Origin of the sequence: Bacillus sp. FSL W8-0848, from assembly GCF_038007805.1 — a bacterium.
GTDB classification, from domain to species: Bacteria; Bacillota; Bacilli; order Bacillales; family Bacillaceae; genus Bacillus; species Bacillus glycinifermentans.
This window is the reverse complement of the sequence record NZ_JBBOYB010000001.1, coordinates 1015843-1037872: the sequence shown is the minus strand read 5'-3', so window position 1 is coordinate 1037872 and position 22030 is coordinate 1015843. Positions and strand designations below refer to the sequence as shown.

Genomic DNA, 22030 nt, shown 5'->3' with positions numbered 1-22030 from the left:
TCCCCCAGTTCAATAGGATAGTATCATTTTTGTCACCTGGTCCGGACAGTTTTTCGCTTTTCTCAGCGCCGCTTCGATTTCTGTAAACGGCATGACGTCGGTAATGAAAGATTCAGCGATCTTTGAATTCTCATGCAAAAACCGAATGACCTCCGGAAATTGACCGATGCTGTGCCTTGTACCATGAATATCGATATCTTTCTTCGTCAAAAGGAGCCCGGGAATCGTGACAGGTTCCCCTGTTAAGCCGACGATCACAATTTTCCCTCCCGCTGCCGCCAACAGGATCGACTGTTCGATTGTCGCAGGAACTCCCGCCGCTTCGATGACGATTCCGGCTCCTTCTCCATTCGTCAGCTTCAATATCTCTTCTTCCGCATTTACGTCAGCCGGCTGAATGGCGGCGTCTGCGCCGAATGATTCGGCAAGCTTCAGCCTTTTACGCACGGGATCGACGGCGATAACGTCCGCCTGAAACCGCTTCTTGATCTGAGCCAATATCGTTAACCCGATCGGCCCCAATCCCAAGATGACAATGGTCTCGCCGTCTTGAACGTCTGCTCGCTTGATCGCCTGCGCCCCGATAGCAAACGGCTCGCACAAGGCGCCTGTGGCAAAATCCATATCATCCGGAATCGGGTGAACATGGGTTTCAGGGACGGCGATAAAATCAGCGAACCCTCCTTTTCGCACCGAGCCGATCATATCGATGTTTACACAGGCATTCGTCCTTCCTTTTCGGCAAGGGTAGCAGCTGCCGCATGAAATGGCCGGCTCGATCGCAACCCGCTCCCCCGGCGCCCGTTCTTTTACCGCTGTTCCCGTTTTTTCAATGACGCCAGACAGCTCGTGTCCGAAGATTTGCGGATACCGGCCGAAAGGATTCGAACCATCGTAAAAATGTACGTCGCTCCCGCAAATACCGGCCGCCTTCACCTTGACAAGGACTTCATGGGCGGCCGGTTCAGGGCATGGAACGTCTTGAAACACAATCGAAAAAGGCTTTGTCATTACCGCGGCTCTCACGCTCGTCACTCCTTTTTAAAGCGCTTACTTTTTGAAATAACCGGGAAATTCTTCGATCAGCATTTCCTTATCCACAATAACAAGCTTTAAATGCTCTTCGGCAATTCGGCGGGCTTCTGACGGCTGATGCGCTTTGATTGCTTCGATGAGGGCCGCATGCTGCTCATAAATCGTGTCCCAGTTAAAATCTGCAGCAAGTCTTAAAAACCGGATTCTCCGAAACGGAACGTTCATTTGCTGGATCGCTGACCAAATATTCGCTTTGCGGCATCCTTCAAAAATCAAGTTGTGAAATGCTTCATCCAAATCAAACAGGCTCTCATAATTTTTCTGATCGATCGACATCTCCTGCATCTTTACATTTTGCTCAAGCTCGATCATCGTTTGCTCCGGGAAATCCCGGCACGCTAATTCGGCAACCGCCTTTTCAAGGTTTTCCCTCATAAATCTCGCTTCCTCCACGAGATCGAGGTCAATTAACGATACTCGCGTTCCTTTTTGGGGATAGATTTCAAGCAGCCCCTCTTTTGCAAGCTGAAGAAAAGCTTCCCTGACCGGCGTTCTGCTGACTTCATACTTCCCGGAAATTTCTTTTTCCGAAATGTGCGTCCCCGGAATCAGCCGAAACTTCATAATATCTTCCTTAAGCCAATAATAAACCTGATCCCTTGCAGATCGTATGCTTGACTGAGTGATATTCATGATGCACCTCCCTTCCCCCATATGCTACCATACATGCATGGTAGTGTGGTAGTTGTTTTTTGAAAATTCTAAAATAAAAACCGAATTTTATATGTACATTTAAGAATGAATTGAGTTGGAGGGTGACCGGCACAATGCTTATTTTTTTCGGTAAAAATGAATTGAATTTTGAACGTTCCGTTAATGATGGCTGTTTTATCATGTTTATTTATAGAAAAGCTCCCGGAATTCATCCAGGAGCAGTTGGAACCCCGCAGGACTCTCATGAAAGAGAACTTTTTTATTTTAATAATAATTCAAGTTTTGCCTTTGTTTTCGGGCCATAAATACCGTCAGCCCCCAATCCATTCATCAACTGAAACCGTTTCACCGCATCCGCCGTTTTCGGGCCGTAAAATCCGTCGATCCCGTTATTTTTGGCTCCCTTGTCCGGATAAAAATAAAGAGCCGCCAGCGCTTCTTGGATGTGGCGGACGGCCGTCCCTTTCATCAGCGGGCGTTTGACTTTATAGATGCCCGACGGCAGCGGGTAAGATGTTTTGCTTGTTTTCTTTTCAATAGCCGCCAGCGCTTTTTCGGTGGAAGAGCCGTAAATGCCGTCAGCTGTGATCCCTGCTTGCTTTTGAAGAGACGTCACCGCCTGTACGGTTTCATTTCCGTAAGAGCCGTCGGCACCGTACTTCGGCAAAGGGAAGCCCGCGGCAATCAGCCGTTTTTGCAGCGTCTTTACGCTTGAGCCTGATGAGCCTTTTTTCAGAATCGTCCCTGTCGATTTGCTTGATTGGCTCGTTGCCGCCGTTGTTTTCGCTACCGTTTGATTCCCCAGAAGGCTCTCGACTTTTTTTCTGAATGCCGCAAGCTTGCTTGAATCGCTTACCCATGGCGCCGGACAGTTTTTGTTCGTCACATCATAGTGGCGCACGATGTTGTCAGTCGAAAGCCCGTAGCGCTTGCATACATCCGCGACCAGTTCGGCAGCATTCTGAACGGTGTCGCCATGAATGTTGCCGTTTTTTTCGACACACATTTCGACGCCGATTGCCGTCGTGTTGGCATTCGGCTTAAGAAAGCTCACATAGCAGCGGTTCCCGTCATGCGCATGGTAAGCGACTTTCATTCTCCGGAATGATCTGCTGCACTTCGTTTCGGTCGACGAAATAATGGGCCGAGGCGTAGCGTTCCGCGGCAATGCAAGCGCCGTTGAAGTAATTCCGCTCATTTAGCGCGGATGCCCCGGGAGTTGCCGTCCAGTGCATCACGACGCCTTTCACTCCCGACAATTTAAGCCCAGGCCGGGTGTGCTGATTGACTTTCACAAAGTTTTTCACAACCTTAACCAATTAAACCACTCCCAATGAAAAGGCCGCCCAGCGGGCAGTCTATTTCACCAACCCTTTTTTGCTGCAGCACCTCTTTTTGCAGCTTTCCTTTGTCAGTGACATAGTTGTTTTTATACCAGGCGACAAGTGAAGTGACGATTGTAAACACCATGGAACCCGCCAAATAGAAGGCATCTGCCAATGTGTTGACCTGTTCCTCGCTGATCGGCAAAGCCGTTTTACCGATCATGATCAACGTTTGGTTTGCCAATGCAATCAAAAGAAGCACCGTGCGAACCACTGTGCCTTTATCAAAGTTTTTCATATTGCGTTTTCCTCCTATTTCTGCAAAAGGTTATAAAAAACGGCGATGGCTCCGCTGATGATGCCGGTGCTGACCGCCGTGATGATCGCGCCCGTAATGCTGCGCTTAATCCATGTTGTATTTTCTTCAATCTTGTTGAGCTTTTCGTTAATCGAGATAATCTGCTGATCGTGGCGTTCAGACGACCTTTCCAGCGTGGTCACGCGCTGTTCGAGCGTTTTGTGATCGGCTTTCAGCTCTGTCATCTCTTTTTGAAAAACGTCTAATTCCGGCGTTTGCGGCATGCTGCATTCCTCCTGTCCACCTCCTAAGGAACGAGGCAAAATAAAGATCCGTCTATATAGACGGATCTAATTGTTTATGAGTATAAGCTGGATTATTGGTAAACAATCCATCGACTTTTAATTGAAGCATTTTCTTTGTTAAGCTGTTTTCATTCTCCGCATCAAAAAATACATGAATCTGCATGTTTTCCTTATGAAACATGTTGACAACGGCTTCGTTGACCAATTTGGCATTCGGTCCGGCTGCGGAAGCGTACGTTTTCATTTTTCTTAACGAATCAGGCGTTAAACGGCTGACTTCGTCATCGCGAAGGAGACGGGTCAATGGAATGTTTTTATTGATTGACCGGATTTTCTGCAAGCTTTGTTCGCTAAAGGATTCCACAACAGCTTTGTTTTCAGAAATCAAATCATATTTTTCCAGTATATTAACAAGCTGCTTCTCCATGACCAAGTGCCCATTTTCGCCTTCTCTCGTTTCAATGTAATAATTTGTTGACTTCCCGAATGTTTTGATGATTTCTTCGATGGTTAGTATTTTCTGCCCCTTGCCGGCGTTAAGCTTTTTAAGCTGAGACAGCTTTAAATCCTGAACTTTCCCCTTTCCGTTTGTCGTTCTGGCAACATCCTTATCATGCATGGCAACAAGCTTTCCGTCTTTCGTTTGCCTGAGATCGATCTCGATGTAATCCGCTTTATCTTTGACTGCGCGTTCATAGGATAACAGCGTATGTTCCGGTTCTAATGCCGAAGCTCCCCTGTGGGCGATCATGAAAGGATGGTAGCTGTCGCTTGGTGCTGATTTTGTTGAAGTCTCAGCAGTAGAACAGCCGCTTATTAAAATGAATAGTCCGATGATGAGTGGGTAGGTTAACTTTTTCATAACGTTAAAAATATCATACTTTTCCACCAATATCAAAATTCCCTTTTAAAAAATACTCTTACATAAACCTAAAAGCACTGGTTGCGCATCTTTTGAATTGCCGTTACCGGTTTTGGCACTCCCCTTTTATCGACGAAACGGTTGGTCATCGGCACTTTGATTTCTTCAGCTTCAATGGTCTGTCACGGCAAAAGACCGTATATTTTTCCTCCGGGTTTTCGTTTATTAGTGCTTCTTCTAAATTAAATGATAAAAAAACACCCTCAGCTTAAGCCGAGGGTGTTAGGGATTTAAACTTATCGTTTAACAATAAAAGCAGGTGTTTTCACTTGGAAATTGCCTCCATTAACGGTATCGTGAAAATACCCTTTAATACGAACACTATTTTTTCCTTTCTTCAATTTAAGTTGTGAAATTTTAAACACTCTTGTCGGTGTCTGTTTTTTAAAAGTTCCTGATAGCAACTTACGAGATTCCCAGTAATCTTTATTCCAAACTTCAGCCGAAAGCGTATACTTAAAGTTCGCAATACTACCGCCCCCGTATTTTGCAACAACGTCGATAGAAGTTGCTTTTGGTGAGTAGGAATCAGCATCTGTACAAATCTTTAAAACATAATTAGCATATTCATCTGAGCAAGGCATAATACATTTCTCCTTTTAGTTGGATGTAAAGTAAGAAAATCGGCCTCAATTAACATGTTTCTTTCAGCTTCTCCGAAACATCAAAATCACCAACACAGGTTGTTCTTTTCCTCAAGGGTCGGAAAGACCGGCAATTTTGACAGGCAGATAAGGAACGAACGACTCTTAATCCGCACAGTACTTGGGTGCAGACTGGTGAATAACCGCCTTTTGCGGTGGCTCTGGGTCGGTATTGAACATTTTACAAAACAGTGTCTGACGCTTGTTCAGCCCTTCTTACTGAATAGAGCTTGTCCCACCGGCGGCCGCGAATTTTCCATGCGTGACCTTTTTGTTGGAAACCCCGGGTTTTCGGCTGATGACCGAATTGAAATAAATCTTCATATTGTCTGTCCTTCGTTCTTGGCACCACAGGACGCCGCCCCTCTATCAATTCGTCTCTTTACCAATCACTAGTTTGTTTTTCGTCGAAGCTGATTGGCGCGATTTTCTCTCTTCACCTATAGGTGGCAAACGTATGACAAAAGCATGATCATTTTTTCACGCCGGACAATCGGCAGAATGTTTGATCTGTTTTTTCATTTTCGTTTGCGCACGCTTCACGTTTGTCTGTACGGTTGATTTTTTGATGCCGAGCAAAGCTGCAATCCGTTCATAGGAAAAGCGTTCAACCTTATGCAAAATAAAAATTTCTTTTTCCCGGGCCGTCAGGACGGATAGAGCCGCCTCGATCCGGGCTTTGTCGGCTGCCGGCACCTCATGGGCTGGCTCAAAACGGATTCCCTTAGAAAACGTGTCGATGATTTGCGGATCTTTGATCAGCATCCGTTTGTAGGAATCCCGTCTGTCGATGGACCGCCTGATTCCCGGTTCTCTTCCGTGTTCAAGCCAGTCGACGACATATTCCAAATCGGTGATCATGCTTCTGATCAGCTTTTTATCTTTCATCTGCTCATCCGTCAGTCCCTCTTCGCCCTGAAGAGGCCGGTATAATGCTTTTGTTGTTTTTAATGTCCTTTTGTATTCAAAAAGCAAATCTTCCATTGTTGTTATCCTCCGTTTTTTGAAATAAAAAAGGACACCAATCAGCTGCACGCTCTTTCCGTGCATACTCTGATCAGTGTCCGCAGGCTTTCCGTCTTGGACTTATGATGTTTTCACTAAAACTTATAGCCGATTTCAAACTCGACTCTTGCAAGGTCCCCTTTTCTCGTTTCGATCACGGTTTTTCCGTGTTCAGGCGCCTCGGTCTGCCATGCCGTGCCTTTTACGCCGTCAAGCACGATCACCGTCACTTTGCCTTCTTCAATCCGGCTTCCGACAGTTGTTTCATGAATTGCTTTTAGTAGTGTCGGCTGTTTCAATTGCATTCCTCCTCTTCATGATCTTCCGCTTTGGCGATCACCTTTTGTAAAACGTGCGCCAATTTGTTTTCAATTGCGCCGGGACCGGCCGGCTCCTTTTTATTGAAATAGGCGAGTGCCAGCTTTGCCGCAGTCAGGAGTTCCGGCGCAGCAGCGATTAGTTGAGCGTTTTTCTTTTGTGAAAAAGCCGTATAATCGCTGACCGTTGCGATTAATCTTCCATTTGAATAGGGAAACCGTTTTTTCTCGGCTTCACTGTATGCGGAATAAATATATACATCCTTATCCGTTTTGACGACGCGCCACGGCAATGGACTGTACGCCGAAGATTTTTTCACGCGTTTCCTTCCTCACTTTCCGTCTTCTTCATGCCATCTTCTGATTTGCACGTCTCTTTTCGCAGACGTCAGCACGATCAGAATCAAGGCTTTCAAACATTCAAGCACCTTGCTTCACCCTTGTTTTCATTTTTGCGATCAGCGCTTCAAGCTTTTTGATCGACTCGGTTAAATCGCCGCTTTGTGTTCGGCAATGCGGGCAAGCTCTATAGGACGCTCCCCAGCCGATGTCCTGATGAACGGAATTCCGCCCTTTGCACAAACGGCACATTAGACCATTCCCTCCAGTCTATGATTGATTTCAAAAGAGTTCCCTTTCAGGACGACGAGAAAGTCCCGGCACATTTCAAGGAGCCTCGTTCCAAGCGCTTCGTCAATGCGGACGATCTCTTCGGCATCAAGCTCGCTTGAAAGCAGGATCGGTTTGTGGTTCAAATACCGGTAATTCACGATCGAATACGTTTGCTCGATCTGCCATTCGGTGGCCCTCGGCTTTCCGCCTGCAGGCTTAAACAGGTCATCGAGAAACAGAACCTCGATCTGTTTCATCCGGTTCAGTTTATCTTCAAGCACCGCAAAATCCCGCTTTAAATCGTTGAAGCCCTCGACAAATGGAAAATAAAGAACCGGAACGTGAAGCCTCCGCATCAGGTCGTTGGCCGCCGCCGTAAGCAGATGCGTTTTTCCTGATCCCGGGTTCCCTAAAAGCGAGATGCTGTTTCTGCGGCTCTCGCAAATGTCCGGATAGGCTTGTACGTATTCAAGGGCGCATTCGTATGCGTCTTTTACAGATTGATGCTTGCCTGCTGTCCGAAAGTTTTCAAAGCTAAGCTTTTTAAATTCCTCCGTAATCTCGCTCGATTTTAAAAGCCTTTGCGCCCTCCTCCATTCCAGGCAGGCGCAGGCCACCCATACTTCCATGTCCCCGCGCCGTTCGATAAATCCGAGTTCATCTTTGCACCTTGGACAGTCAAACGCGTTTAGAGCGGATTCGTCCGGTTTGTCCGCTTGTGATAAACGGCTCTTGTTTTTCAGCTCTTTCAAAACGTCGTCGATCGTTCGCCTTGCCAATGTGTTCCCTCCTTGTTTCCACACTCGTTTCCATGGCTGTGATGCGGTCCATGATGTATTTCTCGCAATAACCGAAGACCTTGATCGTCTCCCGCCTGCTTCTTCGCCGGCTTTCATACTCGATGAAGCACCGTTCAAGCCATTTGATTGTTTGCGGCAGCGGCACGCCGCGGGCGACAATCCGGGCGATGGCCTGATAATCCTTCGGCGAAGGGTGGACAAGGCGTCCTTCCTGGGCCGACCTGAGGGCGGCAAAACGTTCGACTATCGCCTCAACAGGGTCTGTAGTATTATTTGTGCTGATCTGTGTCATATCTCTATTCAAGCGGACGGGCCTGTCCGAACCGGCGGACTCATTTGCCCGTTCTTCCGCTTCTGAACGGACACGTCCGGCCCTTCGCTGATGAAGAAATTTTTTCGAATGTTTGACGGACAGAATGAAGCCGTAAGGCGCTCTCCTTACCGATATGTAGCCATTTTTCTCAAGAAGGGAAAGCCATCTTCTGACCGTTTTTTCGTTCACGCTGAAAACGAGCCCGAGCTCTGCCGCTTTCAGCGGCTTATGTCCGAGAACGATTCCCCATGTCACTCCATCCCGTTCAACCTCCCGCGTCGTTGAGCTGATGCACCATAAAAACAGCCAAACCGCATGTCCGATCTTTTCAAAATGTCCCGGAGTCAAAAGGCCCGAATAAATCGAAAATGGATAGCTCCCTTCACTGCTATGATGCCCGGTCATTTGGCTTCCTCCTGTCGTTTAAGCTTGACATACCGCTCATATTGACCTTTATTTTCGAATTGAAATACGGGCATTCCCTCCTTCGTAAATGCAATGGAGCCTCCCGCTTCACCGAGCCTCCATTGATCGAAACGATTCCCGCTGTATGGAATCAAGATCCTCTTCATCCGGTCTCCCTCCTTCCGTCAGGGCCTCCTGAAATAAAAACGCTTGTCCAAAATGGTCCTTTCGGATATGCTTTTCGCACTGACTCTTTCAGATAGCCGTATGCCCGTATCTCGGTAATCATTGGATGTTCGATGTTCATCCCTGGCGCCTCCCTCTTAGATCGATTTATTAACGATACGAATTTTATCAAAATCTATCTGAAAAAGATCAGGAAACAGCTCGCGGTCTGATACGGAATAGAGCGTTTCAAACTTCAGCATCGTGTTCCTGCCGAGGTTGCACGCGCCCCTTTCGATTTTGCGGACGTAAATTTCGGAAGTATTCAGCCGTTCGGCAACCTGCTTCTGCGTCAGCCTCCGCTTGAGGCGCTCTTCTATTAAACGTTTCCGCAAAGGCTTCACCCCCTGTTCCCTGATACAATTCGTATCTGTTTGACTACGATTATAAACGATACAGTTCTTATCATCAATACTTTTTTGATACTTTTTTTATCATATGTTTATTTCGATACATTTTGTATCTATAATAAAATCATAATGCCGAATTGAGGGAAGAGAGGTCATTGTATGTTAGGCGGCAGACTGAAACATTTGAGAGGAAAACGGACACAGGAAGAAGTGGCGAAACAGATCGGCGTTTCAAGGGCGCGCTATTCCCATTATGAAAACGGAAGAAGCGAGCCGGACTATGAAACCTTGAAAAAACTGGCTGATTACTATAAAGTGACAATAGACTATTTATTGACCGGAGCGGAGCATGACCGCTCTCTTAAAGATACGTTTGACGATCCAGATCTTCAAATTGCTTACCGGGACATGAAAGAGTTTTCTCCTGAAAGCAGGCAGCAGGCGATCGAGTTTATCCAATATTTGAAGGAAAAAGAGAAGAAGCGGAAGCCCGGGGAAAAACAAAACGGATAAATGGGGAATTTCCATCAAAAAATAACTGATGAGTGCGATAAAACAACAAAAAAAGGAAGGATTTGCCTAAATGGGTGCTCATCGTTTATATTTTTGTATAGGCGTACAGAGCCCTCAGTGGGCTTTTCTTTGCCGAAAAACAGAACACTTGTTCGAAAGGGTGTCTCGTATTGAAATTTTATTTGTCACATCTAGAAGAATACATAAAAAATATGTATCTAAAGTTTGGTTTTACGGAGCCTTATCACATTGATATGAGCCGCATCGCCTCATACCTTAATATTTGGGTGCACTATGAAGACGTGAACAGCATGATGATCAAGCATGACGGCATGTACAGCATCATACTCAACAGCAGGCTCTCCAAAGAAAAGCAGTGGGAAGACTTTGCCCACGAGCTGTGCCACGTATTAAAGCATGCCGGAAATCAGTTGAACATGAACAAAATGTTCAGAGAGCTGCAGGAATTTCAAGCGAATCAATTCATGTATCACTTTTGCGTTCCGACTTTCATGCTTCTGAAACTGGATTTTCCCGAGCTTCGCTGCCACGCGGCAAACATGATCGCCGAGCTCTTTAATGTAACGGAAGAGTTTGCCGCCAAACGAGTCGAACTATTTGAAAAAAGGCAGATCGGAATCCAGTTTCACCAAGCATGGACGGCCAGCCTTCGTAAAGCAGATCCTTCTGAAGACCGGATGATTGACCTTCATGATGAGGAAGACGAATTCACGCGCTATCGAAAAAGCGCCCGACGCCCTTACCCTTTTGGAAAAAACGCAAAAACGTGCATCGCCGCCGAAAAGCGGACACCGTATCTGCTGAAAAACTAAGCTCAGCCATAGGCAGCCGCGGCCCCTTCTTTGACTGCTTTTATATATTGATGGAAAACGTCGTTTTGTGAACCGTCTCTTCCCTTTAAGCTGAAGCGGCCGAACATCGCCTTCCGCTGGGCTGTGCTGATTTCAAACTGCACGCTCAGCCCTGTTCTGCACCGGTTGTTGATGCTTTCCGGGGATGTTCCCGAAAAACGGGCGCCTCTTTCCTGCAATTCCGCTGAAAAGCCGTGCCTTCTCAGCGCATTGACGAAGATCGCCGCGCGTTTTCGGTCCGTCCCCCCGACTAATGTATGGCAATGTGACGGGTCAAAATAGCCGTGAAAAGCCAGCACGTATTGATGATCCGCAGCCATCTTGACGGCAAGCGGATCATCAAAGCAGGCGCTTGTCACATGCAGATCCTTGTTCCCGCGCGGTTTGATTCCCTCAAACAAATATACGGAAGCGCGATCAGCAAAAGCCCGTACAATTTCGCTGATTCCAGGCTCAATGCCGCCGCCGTGAGGAGACATCACAAGCAGGCCTTTCCCCGCAGTGCGTGCAAAAACACTGTAATCAACCCCTTCGGTTTCATTTTGTGACAATTCCTTGAAATTTGCGTATCGATCAGCGGAAGCCCTGTTCATTTCTTTGTTTTTCCCTTTCCTGATTGCCTTTTTTCATGTAGTTTATCGGGAGTTTTGATGATTGTAAATTATAATATTATTGGTTTTTAAAATGTCGGGACAAAATCGCCTAAACCCCTGATATATCAACAATTATAGCATCATTCAATTAGATTTTGCTTTGTAGAATAATGTATTATCCCACATACATTTGGGGGAAGATTGGGGGCATATTAGACAAGTGGACAGACGCAACTCCTCTAAAATTTAAGCATATAGAAATTCCCCCTCTTTTGTTTTAAAATGTAAAGTGTTCGTTTAAAACAAGAGGGGGTTTATTATCATGAAAAAATATGGGGTCTTATTTTTTGCTCTTCTTTTATGCTTTGCACTTTCAGCATGTGGAGGCAATTCAACAAATGCAAATTCAAAAGAGCAAGAAAAAGATACAAAAGCCACAGAGAGTGAAAACGATAATTCCAATAACAACACTCAAGAAGAGAGTAGCAAAAAGACATTAAATAAAGTTGGTGACAGTTTATACGACCCTAATACCGGGACAGTCACATTAAATGCCATGAAAGATATCAGCAATAAAAAACTGATCATTGGTGATCTAAAGGTGAATTTTCTCAATGCCAAGGTGATTACTGTCACAAATCTTTCTGACGCTTTTAAAGCAGAGTTAAAAGAAAATTTTGGTGGTGAACCAAAGGAATTTACATATGCTCAAATTCTTTATAAAACTGAAAACACCGGAAATGATGAAATTTCATGGAGTGGATTTCAAACAGCTGTAACGAGTGATGGTCGGCAAATGGATTTAGATTTTAATTTAAGTTTTGGCATTCCTAATCCATCTTCAATAGATATGATGTCAAATTCTAAAATGGATGACAATATGGTTTGGGTGCCTGTAAAAAAGGATGTGAAGAGCGTTAGGCTAAAAGCTGATGATGTTTTAAAACGAGATAACTCTAAAAAGGACTTTATTGTTTATGGTAAAGAAATAAAAATTGACCTTTAAATAAGCCCTTCTCTTCGGAGAGGGCTTTACTTTTAATGGGTTATTTTTCTTGTTGAGAACAGAACAAATGTTCCTATGTAATCATCTCAAGGAGATGACACCATGAATGACAACTTGAGAGATCGGGGAACGATTAAATGGACAGCTATGATGCTACCGGAGCATGTCTGTTTGCTTCGAGAGTTAGAAAGCAACCATAACAGAGTGAAAAGGCCGGTGCTCGACATGGCTCAAATAGAAGACATGGAACGGGTCATATGCGAGGCGATGGAATTCAATTCTACAGTCCAGTTTTCAGTATTTAAACCGCTGCCGTTTTTGAATGGAGCAGACACCGGGGAGATCGTTCAAATAGAGGGCCATATTCATTACATAAATCAGATACGCAAGGTTTTTCACGTCGTGGATTCAAAAGGAGACACCAACCTCATTAAATTTGAAGATGTCGTCGGCGTGGAAATAAAATAGGCCCTCTCGACGAAAGAAGGGCCCTACTCATCATACGGCCGGTATTTTTTCCGGCCGGCCTCTAATTCTTTTTTCAATTCTTCCACATGACTCAAAAGGAACAAACTCACCGTGCCTACCTTCTTTACGGGTTTAAGTTTAGCGGAAGTCACCAGGGCGCTTAATCGCTGTCGTGTAATGCCAAGCAGCTCCCCTGCTTCCGCTGCTGTCAAAACCTCTTCCTGGATAAATTTAATTTTTTCGTTTTCTGTCATGTTTCTTCTCGCTCCAAATCAAAATAAATCCTTTTAGTAGTGTGACGATTACAGCCAGGTATAAAATGATGCTGGTAATCTTGCCAAGAGTATCGGCTTTTTCAAAGTCGATTACGACAATACCTGCTATTAGGATGATCATAGTCGTCATGTCTAATGTACTGTAATGCTTAAAATATTGTTTCATAATTCGTGGACGTGATATACTATTGAAGAGCAAGGGGATTTCTCCCCTTGTCACCCATTATGTTTTAGCGCTTCTTGCTTGTCCGGCGGGAGCGCTTCTTCTTTTTCTTGCCTCTTTTTTTGCTTTCGTTTTGCCATATGTCGTATATATGTTTGACTATGGTCATCGCTCCAGCAGTAGCAAGAATCCAGTTTCTTACCTCGTCCACTTCAGCACCTCCTTTCTATACATTAATTATACCAAATCTATTTACAATGGTCAATAGGTTTCGCTCAACAAATAGTTAAATTTATCTATATCAAAAGATTCATTTTCATGGATGAACAGGATTTATTCACCAATCATTTTCCGTATAGTGGTAAACTCATTACTGACTAAGACTTAGGAAGGGTTTGATGAATGAAATTCTATGAGTCAAAAACTTTAATAGCCGCTATGGAGAAACGGTCCAAGGAATACCAAAGCACCAGAGAGCAGTTTGTCAACCTGAAAAAGGCGTTTCAAGGGATGGCTGATTTGGGCGATGACTTAGAGGGAAAAGGCGCGGACAACATCAAAGCTTTTTACAGGGATCAGGCAGGTATCGTAGACGACTGGGTCGATCTAATTGATATGCAGATTCAGTTTCTCAACGCCGTTTCTGCAGCTGCAGAAGATGCCAACCTTTCCGGAGACACGTTTGTCGACATGGTGTTTCTTGAGAACCAGCTTGCCAATGCTTATAAAAATTCTAAGGCAATGGTTTCGCAGCAGAAAAAAGACATGAAGGCCATTTTGCAGGACATACATGATATACTGCCTTTAGAAGTCTTTTCAACTGACACGTTTAAACAACATTTGAACTCCGCGAATGATGAGCGCAAAGACACAATCAAAGCTGTCGATGATCTGGACGCCGCTCTCAAAGAGGAATACGCCGCATCTGAAATCAACCAGCAGATGGTTACCGCTGACTATACCGCTCTAATCGGTGCAACTGGCAAAGGGAAAAGTGCTTCCCCGATTCACTATGATGCCAAAGCTTACCGGGCCAGCGAAGCCTATCAACTGAAAGACGACGTACATAAAAATGCTGAAAACTATATCCAGTTTAAAAAAGATCAGGCCGAAGCTCGGCGAATTGCCAAGGAGCAAGAGGAACTTGCCAGGAAACAGGAAGAGCTTGCAAACCGGCCATGGTATGAAAAAATGCTTGATGCCGGCAGCACATTTGTGGGCGAAATCACTGGTTATTATGATTACAAGAGAGCTTCTGAAGGAGTCGACCCCGTCACAGGTGAGAAGCTGACATATGGGCAACGGGTTGCTGCGGGAGCGATGGGTGCCGCCGGATACATCCCGGTTGTCGGGTGGTTCGGGAAAGGTGCTAAAGGGATCAAAGGCGCATACAGCATGTACAAAGCCGAGAAGGCGGTCACAACAGTTGATAAAGCCCTGGCTGCCTATAGAACGCCGAAAACATTCCAGGCTTTGAAAAACTCTGAAAAGGGTCTATACGGTCTAGCCGCGGCCAACGGGTTCAGCGAAACAATCACCGGCCGGGATATGTTCGGGAATAAGATTTCGGATGAGCAGCGCCAAGATAGCTTTAACCGAGCTCTATCCATGATTGGGGCATTTGGTTTGCGTGGAGTTAACACCAAGTTAAATGTTAAAAAGCCGACGGGTTCCAAAAGACCTTCTTGGCGTCAATCAGAAGTCGATGTGGGAAAAGATTATCCTGGATACAAAGATCAAGTATCTTTCAAAGACCGAATCGAAGTAAAACACGGAACAAAGGACAGCTCCCGTCCTGATTTTTACAATACAGGGCACAGTATTGAGGTTAAAAATTATAAATTGACCACTTCATCAGGCAGAAGCAACCTGGTGCGAATTGTATCAAACCAATTTAATAAGAGATTAAAAGACTTGCCAGAAGGAACAAAACAAACTGTTATAATAGATGTACGTGGGCAACAAGTATCAAGAGAAATTTTAAGAGATGTTAAGAGAAAAATAGATGAAAAAACAGATAATAAAGCTGAAATAATATTTAAGATGGATTAGAGGTGACTGATATGGCAGTAGGTTTTATGGTTGACTGTTTCTTTTATGAAGCTGGACACGGCGACTTTGTTCATTCATTTTTTTCGACCATTTCATATCATTTAGAGAAAGATGGTTGGGGAACAAAATACCCTTTGCTAATGAATGATTTATACCATGATAAGCTAAAATGGAGCGATGTTCCGGCAGCGCGAGAGAATTTAAAAGAAATTGAAGCAAAGCTTTCAAAACTCCCACCTGAAAGCGTTATATGGGATATTGAAGACTTATCAAAAAATCCTCCTTGGGGAAACAATATAAGTCCTCAAGTAACAGATTTATCTAATTATTTCGCAACAAGCGACGGCAAAACTTTTTTTGAAGTATTATACAGAGCAATGGATGCTTCAGAGGAAGATAAATGCGATATGACTATTCAAAATGTATAACAACAAAAGCCCTCTTAACAGAGGGCCTTCTTTATTATTTTAATAGAGCTTCAATTTTTGCTTTCGTTTTAGGACCGTAAATACCATCAGCAGACAGCCCATGCATCAGCTGGAACCGTTTGACCGCATTCGCTGTCTTCGGTCCGTAATAGCCATCTATGCCGTTATTCTTTGCCCCTTTGTCTGGATAGAAATAGAGGGCAGCTAAAGCCTCCTGAATCTGCCGGACGGCCGTTCCTTTCATCAGTGGGCTTTTGACCTTATAGATGCCGGACGGCAGCGTGTAGGATGATTTTTTACCGCTTGATGATGACTTTTTCTTTTTCGCTTCAATAGATGCTAGGGCTTTTTCTGTTGCTGGTCCGTAAATTCCATCAACCGCAATTCCAGCCTTCTTTTGAAGGGATTTGACAGCTTGTACCGTTTCATCCCCGTAAGAACCATCCGCCCCGTATTTCAGCAATGAGAAGCCCGCAGCAACCAAACGTTTTTGCAGCTCTTTTACTTTGGAACCTGACGATCCCTTTTTGAGGATGGTCCCTGTTGATTTGCTCGACTGGCTGGTGGGTGCCGTCGTGTTTGACACAGTTTTATTCCCAAGCAAGGCGGCGACTTTTTTCCGAAAAGCTGTAAGCTGGCTGGAATCGCTCACCCAAGGCGCCGGACAGTTTTTGTTTGTCACATCGTAATGCCGGACAATTCTGTCTGTAGAAAGGCCGTAACGCTTGCACAGATCGGCAACCAATTCAGCAGCATTTTGAACGGTTTCGCTGTGAATCTTGCCGTCTTTTTCAACGCACATTTCAACACCGATTGCCGTCGTGTTGGCATTCGGCTTTAGGAAGCTCACAAAGCAGCGGTTCCCGTCATGTGCATGGTATGCGACTTCATTTTCAGGAATAATCAGTTGCGCTTCTTTACGGTCCACAAAATAATGAGCTGAAGCTTTGCGTTTAATGGCTATACATGTGCCATTGAAGTAATCCCTCTCATTCAATGCAGAAGCGCCCGGCGTCGCCGTATAGTGCATAACAATCCCTTTCACTCCCGCCAACTTCAGCCCTGGCCGGGTATACTGATTGACTTTCACATAATTCTTCACAACTTTAACCATCTGAACCACTCCTATTTTGTTTTAAATAAAAAAAAGGCTGTCAGCCGGCAACCTCATTTCGTCAATCCTTTATCTTTCAAGACCTCTTTTTGCAGCTTCCCTTTGCTTGTCACATAGTTGTTTTTATACCAAGAGACAAGAGCCGTGACGATGGTAAACACCGTGGAGCCCGCCAAATACAAAGCGTCTGCCAACGTATTGACTTGATCCTCGTCGATCGGTAAGGCCGCCTTTCCGAACATGATCAAAGTTTGGTTAACCAATGCAATAAAAAGAAGCACCGTGCGAACCACCGTGCCTTTGTCAAAGTTTTTCATAATGTGTTGTTTCCTCCTTATTTTTGCAATAGATTGTAAAAAACGGCGATGGCACCGCTGATGATGCCGGTGCTAACCGCCGTGATGATCGCACCCGTAATGCTGCGCTTGATCCATGTTGTGTTTTCTTCAATTTTGTTGAGTTTTTCATTGATAGAAATAATCTGCTGATCGTGACGGTCAGACGTTCTCTCTAAGGTGCTGATCCGTTGATCTTGTGTTTTTTGTTCTGTTTTGATCTCTGCAATTTCCTTTTGCAAAACATCATATTCATTCGCTTGTGGCATGTCCCATAATCCTCCTGTTCTCACATCTTTTTCACCTCCTTCGAGGCAAAATAAAAACACCCTATAGGGTGTTGGCCGTGCCTAAATCCACACTGACAGGCGGCTTATCATAGAGCCGGCCTGTTATTTCTTCATATTCGGCCGTAGTGATCCAGTTAATTTTTACGTATTCTCGCATTTCTTCATCTGTGTAACACCCCCAATCATAAAACTGTTTTATATCTGAGAAAGTTGGATACTTCATGAAGCCCCGCCGCCTTTCAGTGCTGAAACATCTGCCTGTAGTTTCGCTATTTGTAAGGAAAGTAAAGCATTCTGTTTTTTTAGCAGATCGGTAGGGTTCGGCTCCGGCGCGGGCGGCGTTACACTTTCTATATATTCTTTGGTAGCTGATTCGAACCACTTGTCTTTTTCGGGATCATATTTCGGATCGTATAATCCGGCAGGGATTAAAGCCGTTGTACAATTTGGCGGCAACTCTTCCCCTTCTTCGATGTTTAATTCGATATCATCTTCTCCGGCATATTTAAAATTCTCATCATAAAAAAGAACGTGCATGATAGTCCCTCCTTTACCATAATGGAATAGGCTCATTCATAGACACTCTCGTCACCTTTGATTCATCATTAGCCAGCATACCGTCGTATTTCAAGTCTCCATCGGTTGTTAAGGAGAACCGCGCAGTTCCATAAGAGCCTATCGTCGGCACAACAAAATCGACTGTCTGCGTCGGCTTATTCGTAAATTTCGCGACGACTGTTCCAGGAGCCGGCAATGTACCGAATGATCCGCGCAACCACAAAACGTTGTTGCTAACGGAAAATTTCAACGGATATACCGAATCCTGCTTCGCTCCATTTATGAGTGTTACGGAGTTCCAGGCCGGGGATAAATCCGCATCCGTCAGAACTTTTTTCCAGCCTTTAAAAATTCCATCTGTATGAATGGTTGAATGCCACAAAGTATTATCATAGCTGCGCCATGCAAATATTGTTTTTCTACCCATTCCAGTCTCAATCACATCATAATTAAACCAGGAGGCATCATTTGGTGCAGGATTGTTTTTCACTTGGGTACCTGACGCATAATAAAAACCAGTGGGTAAAGATAACAAGTCAGTTCCATCCACCAATTTTGTACGATTTCCGTTGTCACCAGTTATTTTGTATAACTGTGCGCCATTCCATTTTTCTTTGTCTGACTGCGTGACGTGGATCAACCCGTTTTTTGCATGGGAATCCGTATAGGCTTTGGCATCGCTCAGCGCTTTATTTGCTTTCTCCTGCGCGCCGCCCGTCGACTCCTTTGAGTTCCAGGCTTTCCTTTCGTCAGCGGTTATATGCTTCACCGTATCGGCTGCATGGTTATCTGTATAGGCTTTGGCATTTGATTCAGCCTTGTCCGCCTTCTCTTGAGCGCCGGAAGGCGTCTCCTTTCCGTTCCACCCCTTTCTTTCATCGGCAGTGATATGTTTCACTTTGTCAGCCGCATGGGCGTCCGTGTAGGATTTCGCATTTGACTCCGCAGCGTCCGCTTTTGCCTGGGCACCTTCTTTTGTTTCGATGTTCTCAAGGTCGGCAAACTTGGCCTTGAGCTCCTCAACGGTTTGACTAATTTCATCCACAGTTTTGTTTATGCTAGCCCGCAAAGTTTCAAAATCGGCAATGTAGTACTCAGCAACCGGCACAATGTTCTGATCTTCGAGCGTTTTCGCAATGGTGAAAGTAAAAAATACTGTGGCAAGCGCTTGACCGTTCGTATAATAAAGCTTGATTTCGGCCTTAACTTCACCGTAATGCTTGAGCTCTTCATCAGATAGAACATATTCTGCTTTCCCGTTTACCTTGTCCGTCAGCGTCAAGCTGCGTTTATAAAATGAGTCATCCGCATATAGAAGAACGATTTTTGCGTCTACGGCCGAAAGGGGCAACGGAGCGCCGTCTTTTGTAAAAGAAAAGGACAGCTTTGCGCTGCCCGTATCCTGGGTGAAAAATTGTATATTGGTAGAGTTGGCTGCGGATTTCCGCGCGTTAATATCAAAAGATACTTCGCCTTCCTTATAGATCATCGCTGAACCTCCTTACATCTGTGGGTGCATGAAGACCAATGCGACTCCATACCCTTTTTCGGCGGAATATGGCTGCTTAATTCGCATCACATAAAAGCCTGTGCCATCCTCTGTTTTTGTCCCGATTCCGTCAGCTGGGACGATGTAGTCTCCTCCCCGGACAGTCTCATCAATCCTGACATATACCTGACCAACCAAACCGACGACATGCCACTCGTCCCGCTCTTCCCGTGGAATGTATTCAAGGTCAGGGTTATAGTTTGGATTTTCCATAGGTACTATGATTGCTCGACCATTATCATTAATGGTTTCATAGATAATGCCGCCAAATTCATTTCTAAGGTAACGGTCGTTCCAATAAAATGCTGCACCGCCCATAACGACCCCGGCAGTCTCAGAAATAACACCAAGGACCCTGTCCCCTTTTTCGGCTTTCCTGATCTTGTCCCCGTCCAAGGTCACCAGATAACCAGATTCAATTTTACGGCCGTCTTTAGACTCAAAATATTCCGCAAGGTCTTTGAAGTCGGACACGCTTTCGACACGGCCGACACCTTGGATATTTCCGTTTGTGGAGCCGATTTTCCATTTAATATTATCCTTCGATGGTGATCCGGTGCCGTATCCGCCAACTACAGAATAACTGTCGTCGTTAACAACCGCTTGGGCAGCCATTACGACTCTTGCAGGCCCGTCCCCTTTCGTTTGCGAGTTGTTCGCTGCAAAAATGGCCTGCCGTGATCCTTCTGTGGAGGAGCCGCCAGAAACGCCACCCATGAAATTCCTTGGGCCTTTTGCTATGTTGTCACCTGTAGCCGCGATAATCGCACTTGTTGGATCTAAAGGAGCCCCGGAAGTCGTCGCCCCTCGGAATCCTCCTTTGAAATTCGTTGGTACAAATTTGTACTTGTTCCCCTTAATCATGGCCGCGTAGGAGTAGCCGGATGTCTGAACATTATTAATGTTCGCCTGTGAATTTGGTGACGTGATCCCGTACGTACCGCCTTCTCCTTCCATGATTCCATTGGAGATATTCACAGAGTACACCCCGCCGCCGATTCCGATTCCCTGCTTTGCAGACTTATAAAAAGTAAAATTGGACAGGTTGACATTATCCGTTTTTTGCGGACCGCCATATAGACGAATATCAAAGCCCGCTTTTTTGAATCCCCTGATCGTGATATTGTTCAAGGAAATGTTTCGACTTCGATACTGCAAGGCAATGACCGGGTTATCCTTATAGTCATATGAAGGATCACCTATTGCAGTAAAGTTGCTGACAGTTACGTTTTTATAAGCTGAAACAACTAAAGCACGCGGTGACAGCCCTGCATACATGTCATTGAATACCGGTTCGATGGCTGTACAATCCGTCAAGGTGACATTATAGGCCGTCGTGCTTTCCGGATCGGTCGCCAGATGGTGCCCGATATGTCTTAAATCATAGCCGCGCACATCACGATAGGACACATGCCCAATGACATGAACGTTTTGGGATGCAGGCCATTCAGTATGTGCTTTGACTTCTACACCCCGGATATTACCAGACGTATGGTTATTTAAAAGCCAAACATGCTTTGATCCGTCGTCCACTTCAATACCGTTTGAATTTGACTGTCCTTTCGCGTGGGCCGTACCTCTCGGATCGAAAGAATGACAGTTTGAAATAAAAAGATATTCACTATAGTGCGTCGTAATCCCGTCATCTCCTGCCCCATAAGCAACACAGTTGTCGAGCCAAATATACCGGCAGCCGTCTTTTGTATACTGTGTGGACGGCAGATGATCATATGTGGGCGCCGTAATATCGAAACCGTGCAGCCCCGCATTGATAGCCTCGACATCCTTCACCCATCCAAATTGTACATTTGCAAGGGTCAGACAGCTGGAATGCTGACCGCCAGTAGCCCCGACGCCGCCTTGTCTGTCCGGGTTCCAATCAAGTGTCATCCCTTGTACGAAAATATTTCTATTCCCCTTTTCGTAATCGGTATTGGTGATCACCCATTCACTGGCCGGTGTGTCCTCGTGTAATTTCAGGATCGTCACACCTTTGCCCTGACCGACAAGGTAGGTCCATGATGGGAGCTTAACCCCTTTTACAATATACTCTCCAGCGCTTAATTTAACCCTTACACGGCCGTCCCCCACCGCTTTCCTAAATGCCTCAGAGCTGTCGGTTTTTCCATCCGGCACGGCGCCGAAATCATCAACATTTACTTCTCTTTTTATTTTCTGTTCAAGCTTATTAAATTCTAAATCCAGTCGGTCTTTCAACGTTTGTGCGATTTCCCCGGAAGTCGTCACCCTGGCGTCCACAACCTCCTTTACATCCGTCCCGTCGTGATTCACGATCAGGTTAGTAAACCGCGAATATAGATTTTTTAATCGGTTAGCAACAGAAAAACCGCCGTGGTCGATTTGTTCCGACGTGTGGGCGGTTTTAGAAGATCTATGGCTTTTCAAATTATATTCATGGTCGTTTAACGCATTTTCAATACTCTGCATGTCCCCTCTTAATTGCGATTCATAGAGGGAATTACGAGTCGTATTGTAGTTTTTGGTAAGCCGCACCATCTTACTCACTCCTTTTTGACAAAATAA

32 protein-coding genes and 2 pseudogenes are annotated in these 22030 nt (G+C 45.2%); 6 read left to right on the top strand and 28 right to left on the bottom strand.

From position 1 onward, the window contains the following. Positions 1 to 9: 9 nt before the first annotated feature. From NSQ39_RS05580 to NSQ39_RS05505, 17 genes are all read right to left on the bottom strand, one after another. Positions 10 to 1026, bottom strand: coding sequence for a zinc-binding alcohol dehydrogenase family protein (locus tag NSQ39_RS05580; RefSeq protein ID WP_046131135.1), 1017 nt, complete (start codon positions 1024 to 1026; stop codon positions 10 to 12). A gap of 24 nt (positions 1027 to 1050) precedes the next feature. Beyond that, entirely contained in the window at positions 1051 to 1728 is a 678-nt protein-coding gene (locus NSQ39_RS05575) for a GntR family transcriptional regulator (protein WP_046131136.1), read from the bottom strand. A gap of 280 nt (positions 1729 to 2008) precedes the next feature. Next, positions 2009 to 2845, bottom strand: coding sequence for a peptidoglycan recognition protein family protein (locus tag NSQ39_RS05570; protein WP_419761773.1), 837 nt, complete (start codon positions 2843 to 2845; stop codon positions 2009 to 2011). Next, positions 2820 to 3068, bottom strand: coding sequence for an N-acetylmuramoyl-L-alanine amidase (locus NSQ39_RS23050; protein ID WP_445662406.1), 249 nt, complete (start codon positions 3066 to 3068; stop codon positions 2820 to 2822). Before NSQ39_RS23050 ends, NSQ39_RS05570 begins: the two co-directional genes overlap by 26 nt. Next, on the bottom strand, positions 3061 to 3372 hold the full coding sequence (locus NSQ39_RS05565) for a phage holin (protein ID WP_175076313.1): 312 nt from the start codon (positions 3370 to 3372) through the stop codon (positions 3061 to 3063). Before NSQ39_RS05565 ends, NSQ39_RS23050 begins: the two co-directional genes overlap by 8 nt. Before the next feature lie 14 nt (positions 3373 to 3386). Continuing rightward, a complete protein-coding gene (locus tag NSQ39_RS05560) occupies positions 3387 to 3656 on the bottom strand; it encodes a hemolysin XhlA family protein (RefSeq protein WP_046131139.1) in 270 nt (89 codons plus the stop codon). Between the two features lie 52 nt (positions 3657 to 3708). Beyond that, positions 3709 to 4539 carry a glycerophosphodiester phosphodiesterase family protein gene (locus NSQ39_RS05555; protein ID WP_175076333.1) on the bottom strand — a complete coding sequence of 277 codons (831 nt, stop codon included), beginning with the start codon at positions 4537 to 4539 and terminating at the stop codon, positions 3709 to 3711. Positions 4540 to 4835: 296 nt separating this feature from the next. Continuing rightward, positions 4836 to 5183 (bottom strand): hypothetical protein, encoded by a 348-nt coding sequence (locus NSQ39_RS05550; RefSeq protein ID WP_048356346.1) that lies wholly within the window; start codon positions 5181 to 5183, stop codon positions 4836 to 4838. Between the two features lie 540 nt (positions 5184 to 5723). Then, a complete protein-coding gene (locus tag NSQ39_RS05545) occupies positions 5724 to 6227 on the bottom strand; it encodes a sigma-70 family RNA polymerase sigma factor (RefSeq protein WP_175076314.1) in 504 nt (167 codons plus the stop codon). Between the two features lie 116 nt (positions 6228 to 6343). Beyond that, the gene (locus NSQ39_RS05540) at positions 6344 to 6553 is read right to left on the bottom strand and encodes an XtrA/YqaO family protein (protein ID WP_175076315.1); all 210 of its coding nucleotides are present in this window, start codon (positions 6551 to 6553) and stop codon (positions 6344 to 6346) included. Then, positions 6544 to 6885, bottom strand: coding sequence for a hypothetical protein (locus NSQ39_RS05535; RefSeq protein ID WP_175076316.1), 342 nt, complete (start codon positions 6883 to 6885; stop codon positions 6544 to 6546). The genes NSQ39_RS05540 and NSQ39_RS05535 overlap by 10 nt, the downstream gene beginning before the upstream one ends. 100 nt (positions 6886 to 6985) lie before the next feature. Continuing rightward, positions 6986 to 7156 (bottom strand): hypothetical protein, encoded by a 171-nt coding sequence (locus NSQ39_RS05530; RefSeq protein ID WP_175076317.1) that lies wholly within the window; start codon positions 7154 to 7156, stop codon positions 6986 to 6988. Continuing rightward, on the bottom strand, positions 7156 to 7956 hold the full coding sequence (locus NSQ39_RS05525) for an ATP-binding protein (RefSeq protein WP_216899182.1): 801 nt from the start codon (positions 7954 to 7956) through the stop codon (positions 7156 to 7158). The genes NSQ39_RS05530 and NSQ39_RS05525 overlap by 1 nt, the downstream gene beginning before the upstream one ends. Beyond that, positions 7856 to 8695, bottom strand: coding sequence for a phage portal protein (locus tag NSQ39_RS05520; protein ID WP_175076319.1), 840 nt, complete (start codon positions 8693 to 8695; stop codon positions 7856 to 7858). Before NSQ39_RS05520 ends, NSQ39_RS05525 begins: the two co-directional genes overlap by 101 nt. Continuing rightward, on the bottom strand, positions 8692 to 8862 hold the full coding sequence (locus NSQ39_RS05515) for a hypothetical protein (protein ID WP_175076320.1): 171 nt from the start codon (positions 8860 to 8862) through the stop codon (positions 8692 to 8694). The genes NSQ39_RS05520 and NSQ39_RS05515 overlap by 4 nt, the downstream gene beginning before the upstream one ends. Then, positions 8859 to 9002: a hypothetical protein gene (locus tag NSQ39_RS05510; protein ID WP_164918146.1), complete on the bottom strand. Its 144-nt coding sequence runs from the start codon at positions 9000 to 9002 to the stop codon at positions 8859 to 8861. The genes NSQ39_RS05515 and NSQ39_RS05510 overlap by 4 nt, the downstream gene beginning before the upstream one ends. Before the next feature lie 16 nt (positions 9003 to 9018). Continuing rightward, positions 9019 to 9255, bottom strand: coding sequence for a helix-turn-helix transcriptional regulator (locus NSQ39_RS05505; protein WP_175076321.1), 237 nt, complete (start codon positions 9253 to 9255; stop codon positions 9019 to 9021). Between the two features lie 174 nt (positions 9256 to 9429). On the opposite strand from NSQ39_RS05505, the gene xre reads away from it, so the two are divergent. Continuing rightward, positions 9430 to 9783 (top strand): HTH-type transcriptional regulator Xre, encoded by a 354-nt coding sequence (xre, locus tag NSQ39_RS05500; protein ID WP_046131145.1) that lies wholly within the window; start codon positions 9430 to 9432, stop codon positions 9781 to 9783. A gap of 212 nt (positions 9784 to 9995) precedes the next feature. Beyond that, the gene (locus NSQ39_RS05495) at positions 9996 to 10616 is read left to right on the top strand and encodes an ImmA/IrrE family metallo-endopeptidase (protein WP_419761774.1); all 621 of its coding nucleotides are present in this window, start codon (positions 9996 to 9998) and stop codon (positions 10614 to 10616) included. A 2-nt stretch (positions 10617 to 10618) separates the two neighbouring features. On the opposite strand, the gene NSQ39_RS05490 is transcribed toward NSQ39_RS05495, so the two are convergent. Then, on the bottom strand, positions 10619 to 11248 hold the full coding sequence (locus NSQ39_RS05490; protein ID WP_175076323.1) for a poly-gamma-glutamate hydrolase family protein: 630 nt from the start codon (positions 11246 to 11248) through the stop codon (positions 10619 to 10621). A 322-nt stretch (positions 11249 to 11570) separates the two neighbouring features. Here NSQ39_RS05490 and NSQ39_RS05485 point away from each other — a divergent pair, with 322 nt between their 5' ends. Together NSQ39_RS05485 and NSQ39_RS05480 are read left to right on the top strand one after the other, a co-directional pair. Then, positions 11571 to 12254, top strand: a complete 684-nt coding sequence (locus tag NSQ39_RS05485; protein WP_341014386.1) for a hypothetical protein — start codon at positions 11571 to 11573, stop codon at positions 12252 to 12254. A gap of 147 nt (positions 12255 to 12401) precedes the next feature. Further along, the gene (locus NSQ39_RS05480) at positions 12402 to 12722 is read left to right on the top strand and encodes a YolD-like family protein (protein WP_341016872.1); all 321 of its coding nucleotides are present in this window, start codon (positions 12402 to 12404) and stop codon (positions 12720 to 12722) included. Positions 12723 to 12745: 23 nt separating this feature from the next. Here NSQ39_RS05480 and NSQ39_RS05475 read toward each other — a convergent pair whose 3' ends face one another. Both NSQ39_RS05475 and NSQ39_RS05470 read right to left on the bottom strand, forming a co-directional pair. Beyond that, positions 12746 to 12976 (bottom strand): DNA-binding protein, encoded by a 231-nt coding sequence (locus NSQ39_RS05475; protein WP_268372378.1) that lies wholly within the window; start codon positions 12974 to 12976, stop codon positions 12746 to 12748. A 251-nt stretch (positions 12977 to 13227) separates the two neighbouring features. Continuing rightward, positions 13228 to 13371: a hypothetical protein gene (locus NSQ39_RS05470; protein WP_268372376.1), complete on the bottom strand. Its 144-nt coding sequence runs from the start codon at positions 13369 to 13371 to the stop codon at positions 13228 to 13230. Positions 13372 to 13562: 191 nt separating this feature from the next. Here NSQ39_RS05470 and NSQ39_RS05465 point away from each other — a divergent pair, with 191 nt between their 5' ends. Together NSQ39_RS05465 and NSQ39_RS05460 are read left to right on the top strand one after the other, a co-directional pair. Then, the gene (locus NSQ39_RS05465; RefSeq protein WP_341014385.1) at positions 13563 to 15212 is read left to right on the top strand and encodes a ribonuclease YeeF family protein; all 1650 of its coding nucleotides are present in this window, start codon (positions 13563 to 13565) and stop codon (positions 15210 to 15212) included. Positions 15213 to 15223: 11 nt separating this feature from the next. Beyond that, positions 15224 to 15640 carry an immunity 70 family protein gene (locus tag NSQ39_RS05460; protein WP_048355050.1) on the top strand — a complete coding sequence of 139 codons (417 nt, stop codon included), beginning with the start codon at positions 15224 to 15226 and terminating at the stop codon, positions 15638 to 15640. A gap of 34 nt (positions 15641 to 15674) precedes the next feature. Here NSQ39_RS05460 and NSQ39_RS05455 read toward each other — a convergent pair. The 8 genes and pseudogenes from NSQ39_RS05455 to NSQ39_RS05420 all read right to left on the bottom strand — a co-directional run. Then, a pseudogene (locus NSQ39_RS05455) lies at positions 15675 to 15968 on the bottom strand (peptidoglycan-binding domain-containing protein); the annotation flags it as partial. A gap of 72 nt (positions 15969 to 16040) precedes the next feature. Next, positions 16041 to 16670: pseudogene (locus NSQ39_RS05450) on the bottom strand (peptidoglycan recognition protein family protein); the annotation flags it as partial. Positions 16671 to 16807: 137 nt separating this feature from the next. Beyond that, positions 16808 to 17071 carry a phage holin gene (locus NSQ39_RS05445; RefSeq protein WP_216899085.1) on the bottom strand — a complete coding sequence of 88 codons (264 nt, stop codon included), beginning with the start codon at positions 17069 to 17071 and terminating at the stop codon, positions 16808 to 16810. A gap of 17 nt (positions 17072 to 17088) precedes the next feature. Further along, the gene (locus NSQ39_RS05440; protein ID WP_341014384.1) at positions 17089 to 17358 is read right to left on the bottom strand and encodes a hemolysin XhlA family protein; all 270 of its coding nucleotides are present in this window, start codon (positions 17356 to 17358) and stop codon (positions 17089 to 17091) included. Positions 17359 to 17419: 61 nt separating this feature from the next. Next, positions 17420 to 17602, bottom strand: coding sequence for an XkdX family protein (locus tag NSQ39_RS05435; protein ID WP_341014383.1), 183 nt, complete (start codon positions 17600 to 17602; stop codon positions 17420 to 17422). Beyond that, complete coding sequence (locus NSQ39_RS05430) at positions 17599 to 17916, bottom strand: hypothetical protein (RefSeq protein WP_268365884.1); 318 nt, start codon at positions 17914 to 17916, stop codon at positions 17599 to 17601. Before NSQ39_RS05430 ends, NSQ39_RS05435 begins: the two co-directional genes overlap by 4 nt. 13 nt (positions 17917 to 17929) lie before the next feature. Further along, positions 17930 to 19426, bottom strand: a complete 1497-nt coding sequence (locus NSQ39_RS05425; protein WP_341014382.1) for a phage baseplate upper protein — start codon at positions 19424 to 19426, stop codon at positions 17930 to 17932. A 12-nt stretch (positions 19427 to 19438) separates the two neighbouring features. Further along, a complete protein-coding gene (locus NSQ39_RS05420; protein ID WP_341014381.1) occupies positions 19439 to 22003 on the bottom strand; it encodes a peptidase G2 autoproteolytic cleavage domain-containing protein in 2565 nt (854 codons plus the stop codon). Positions 22004 to 22030: the final 27 nt, after the last annotated feature.

Coding starts and splice junctions, on each gene's coding strand:
- NSQ39_RS05575 (WP_046131136.1), bottom strand. CDS start 1,728: ATGAATATCACTCAGTCAAGCATACGATCTGCAAGGGATCAGGTTTAT.
- NSQ39_RS05560 (WP_046131139.1), bottom strand. CDS start 3,656: ATGCCGCAAACGCCGGAATTAGACGTTTTTCAAAAAGAGATGACAGAG.
- NSQ39_RS05540 (WP_175076315.1), bottom strand. CDS start 6,553: ATGCAATTGAAACAGCCGACACTACTAAAAGCAATTCATGAAACAACT.
- NSQ39_RS05545 (WP_175076314.1), bottom strand. CDS start 6,227: ATGGAAGATTTGCTTTTTGAATACAAAAGGACATTAAAAACAACAAAA.
- NSQ39_RS05425 (WP_341014382.1), bottom strand. CDS start 19,426: ATGATCTATAAGGAAGGCGAAGTATCTTTTGATATTAACGCGCGGAAA.
- NSQ39_RS05475 (WP_268372378.1), bottom strand. CDS start 12,976: ATGACAGAAAACGAAAAAATTAAATTTATCCAGGAAGAGGTTTTGACA.
- NSQ39_RS05495 (WP_419761774.1), top strand. CDS start 9,996: ATGTATCTAAAGTTTGGTTTTACGGAGCCTTATCACATTGATATGAGC.
- NSQ39_RS05555 (WP_175076333.1), bottom strand. CDS start 4,539: ATGAAAAAGTTAACCTACCCACTCATCATCGGACTATTCATTTTAATA.
- NSQ39_RS05465 (WP_341014385.1), top strand. CDS start 13,563: ATGAAATTCTATGAGTCAAAAACTTTAATAGCCGCTATGGAGAAACGG.
- NSQ39_RS05570 (WP_419761773.1), bottom strand. CDS start 2,845: ATGAAAGTCGCTTACCATGCGCATGACGGGAACCGCTGCTATGTGAGC.
- NSQ39_RS05485 (WP_341014386.1), top strand. CDS start 11,571: ATGAAAAAATATGGGGTCTTATTTTTTGCTCTTCTTTTATGCTTTGCA.
- NSQ39_RS05565 (WP_175076313.1), bottom strand. CDS start 3,372: ATGAAAAACTTTGATAAAGGCACAGTGGTTCGCACGGTGCTTCTTTTG.
- NSQ39_RS05550 (WP_048356346.1), bottom strand. CDS start 5,183: ATGCCTTGCTCAGATGAATATGCTAATTATGTTTTAAAGATTTGTACA.
- NSQ39_RS05530 (WP_175076317.1), bottom strand. CDS start 7,156: ATGTGCCGTTTGTGCAAAGGGCGGAATTCCGTTCATCAGGACATCGGC.
- NSQ39_RS05420 (WP_341014381.1), bottom strand. CDS start 22,003: ATGGTGCGGCTTACCAAAAACTACAATACGACTCGTAATTCCCTCTAT.
- NSQ39_RS05435 (WP_341014383.1), bottom strand. CDS start 17,602: ATGAAGTATCCAACTTTCTCAGATATAAAACAGTTTTATGATTGGGGG.
- NSQ39_RS05445 (WP_216899085.1), bottom strand. CDS start 17,071: ATGAAAAACTTTGACAAAGGCACGGTGGTTCGCACGGTGCTTCTTTTT.
- NSQ39_RS05520 (WP_175076319.1), bottom strand. CDS start 8,695: ATGACCGGGCATCATAGCAGTGAAGGGAGCTATCCATTTTCGATTTAT.
- NSQ39_RS05480 (WP_341016872.1), top strand. CDS start 12,402: ATGATGCTACCGGAGCATGTCTGTTTGCTTCGAGAGTTAGAAAGCAAC.
- NSQ39_RS05515 (WP_175076320.1), bottom strand. CDS start 8,862: ATGAAGAGGATCTTGATTCCATACAGCGGGAATCGTTTCGATCAATGG.
- xre (WP_046131145.1), top strand. CDS start 9,430: ATGTTAGGCGGCAGACTGAAACATTTGAGAGGAAAACGGACACAGGAA.
- NSQ39_RS05430 (WP_268365884.1), bottom strand. CDS start 17,916: ATGCACGTTCTTTTTTATGATGAGAATTTTAAATATGCCGGAGAAGAT.
- NSQ39_RS05440 (WP_341014384.1), bottom strand. CDS start 17,358: ATGCCACAAGCGAATGAATATGATGTTTTGCAAAAGGAAATTGCAGAG.
- NSQ39_RS05510 (WP_164918146.1), bottom strand. CDS start 9,002: ATGAACATCGAACATCCAATGATTACCGAGATACGGGCATACGGCTAT.
- NSQ39_RS05490 (WP_175076323.1), bottom strand. CDS start 11,248: ATGAACAGGGCTTCCGCTGATCGATACGCAAATTTCAAGGAATTGTCA.
- NSQ39_RS05460 (WP_048355050.1), top strand. CDS start 15,224: ATGGCAGTAGGTTTTATGGTTGACTGTTTCTTTTATGAAGCTGGACAC.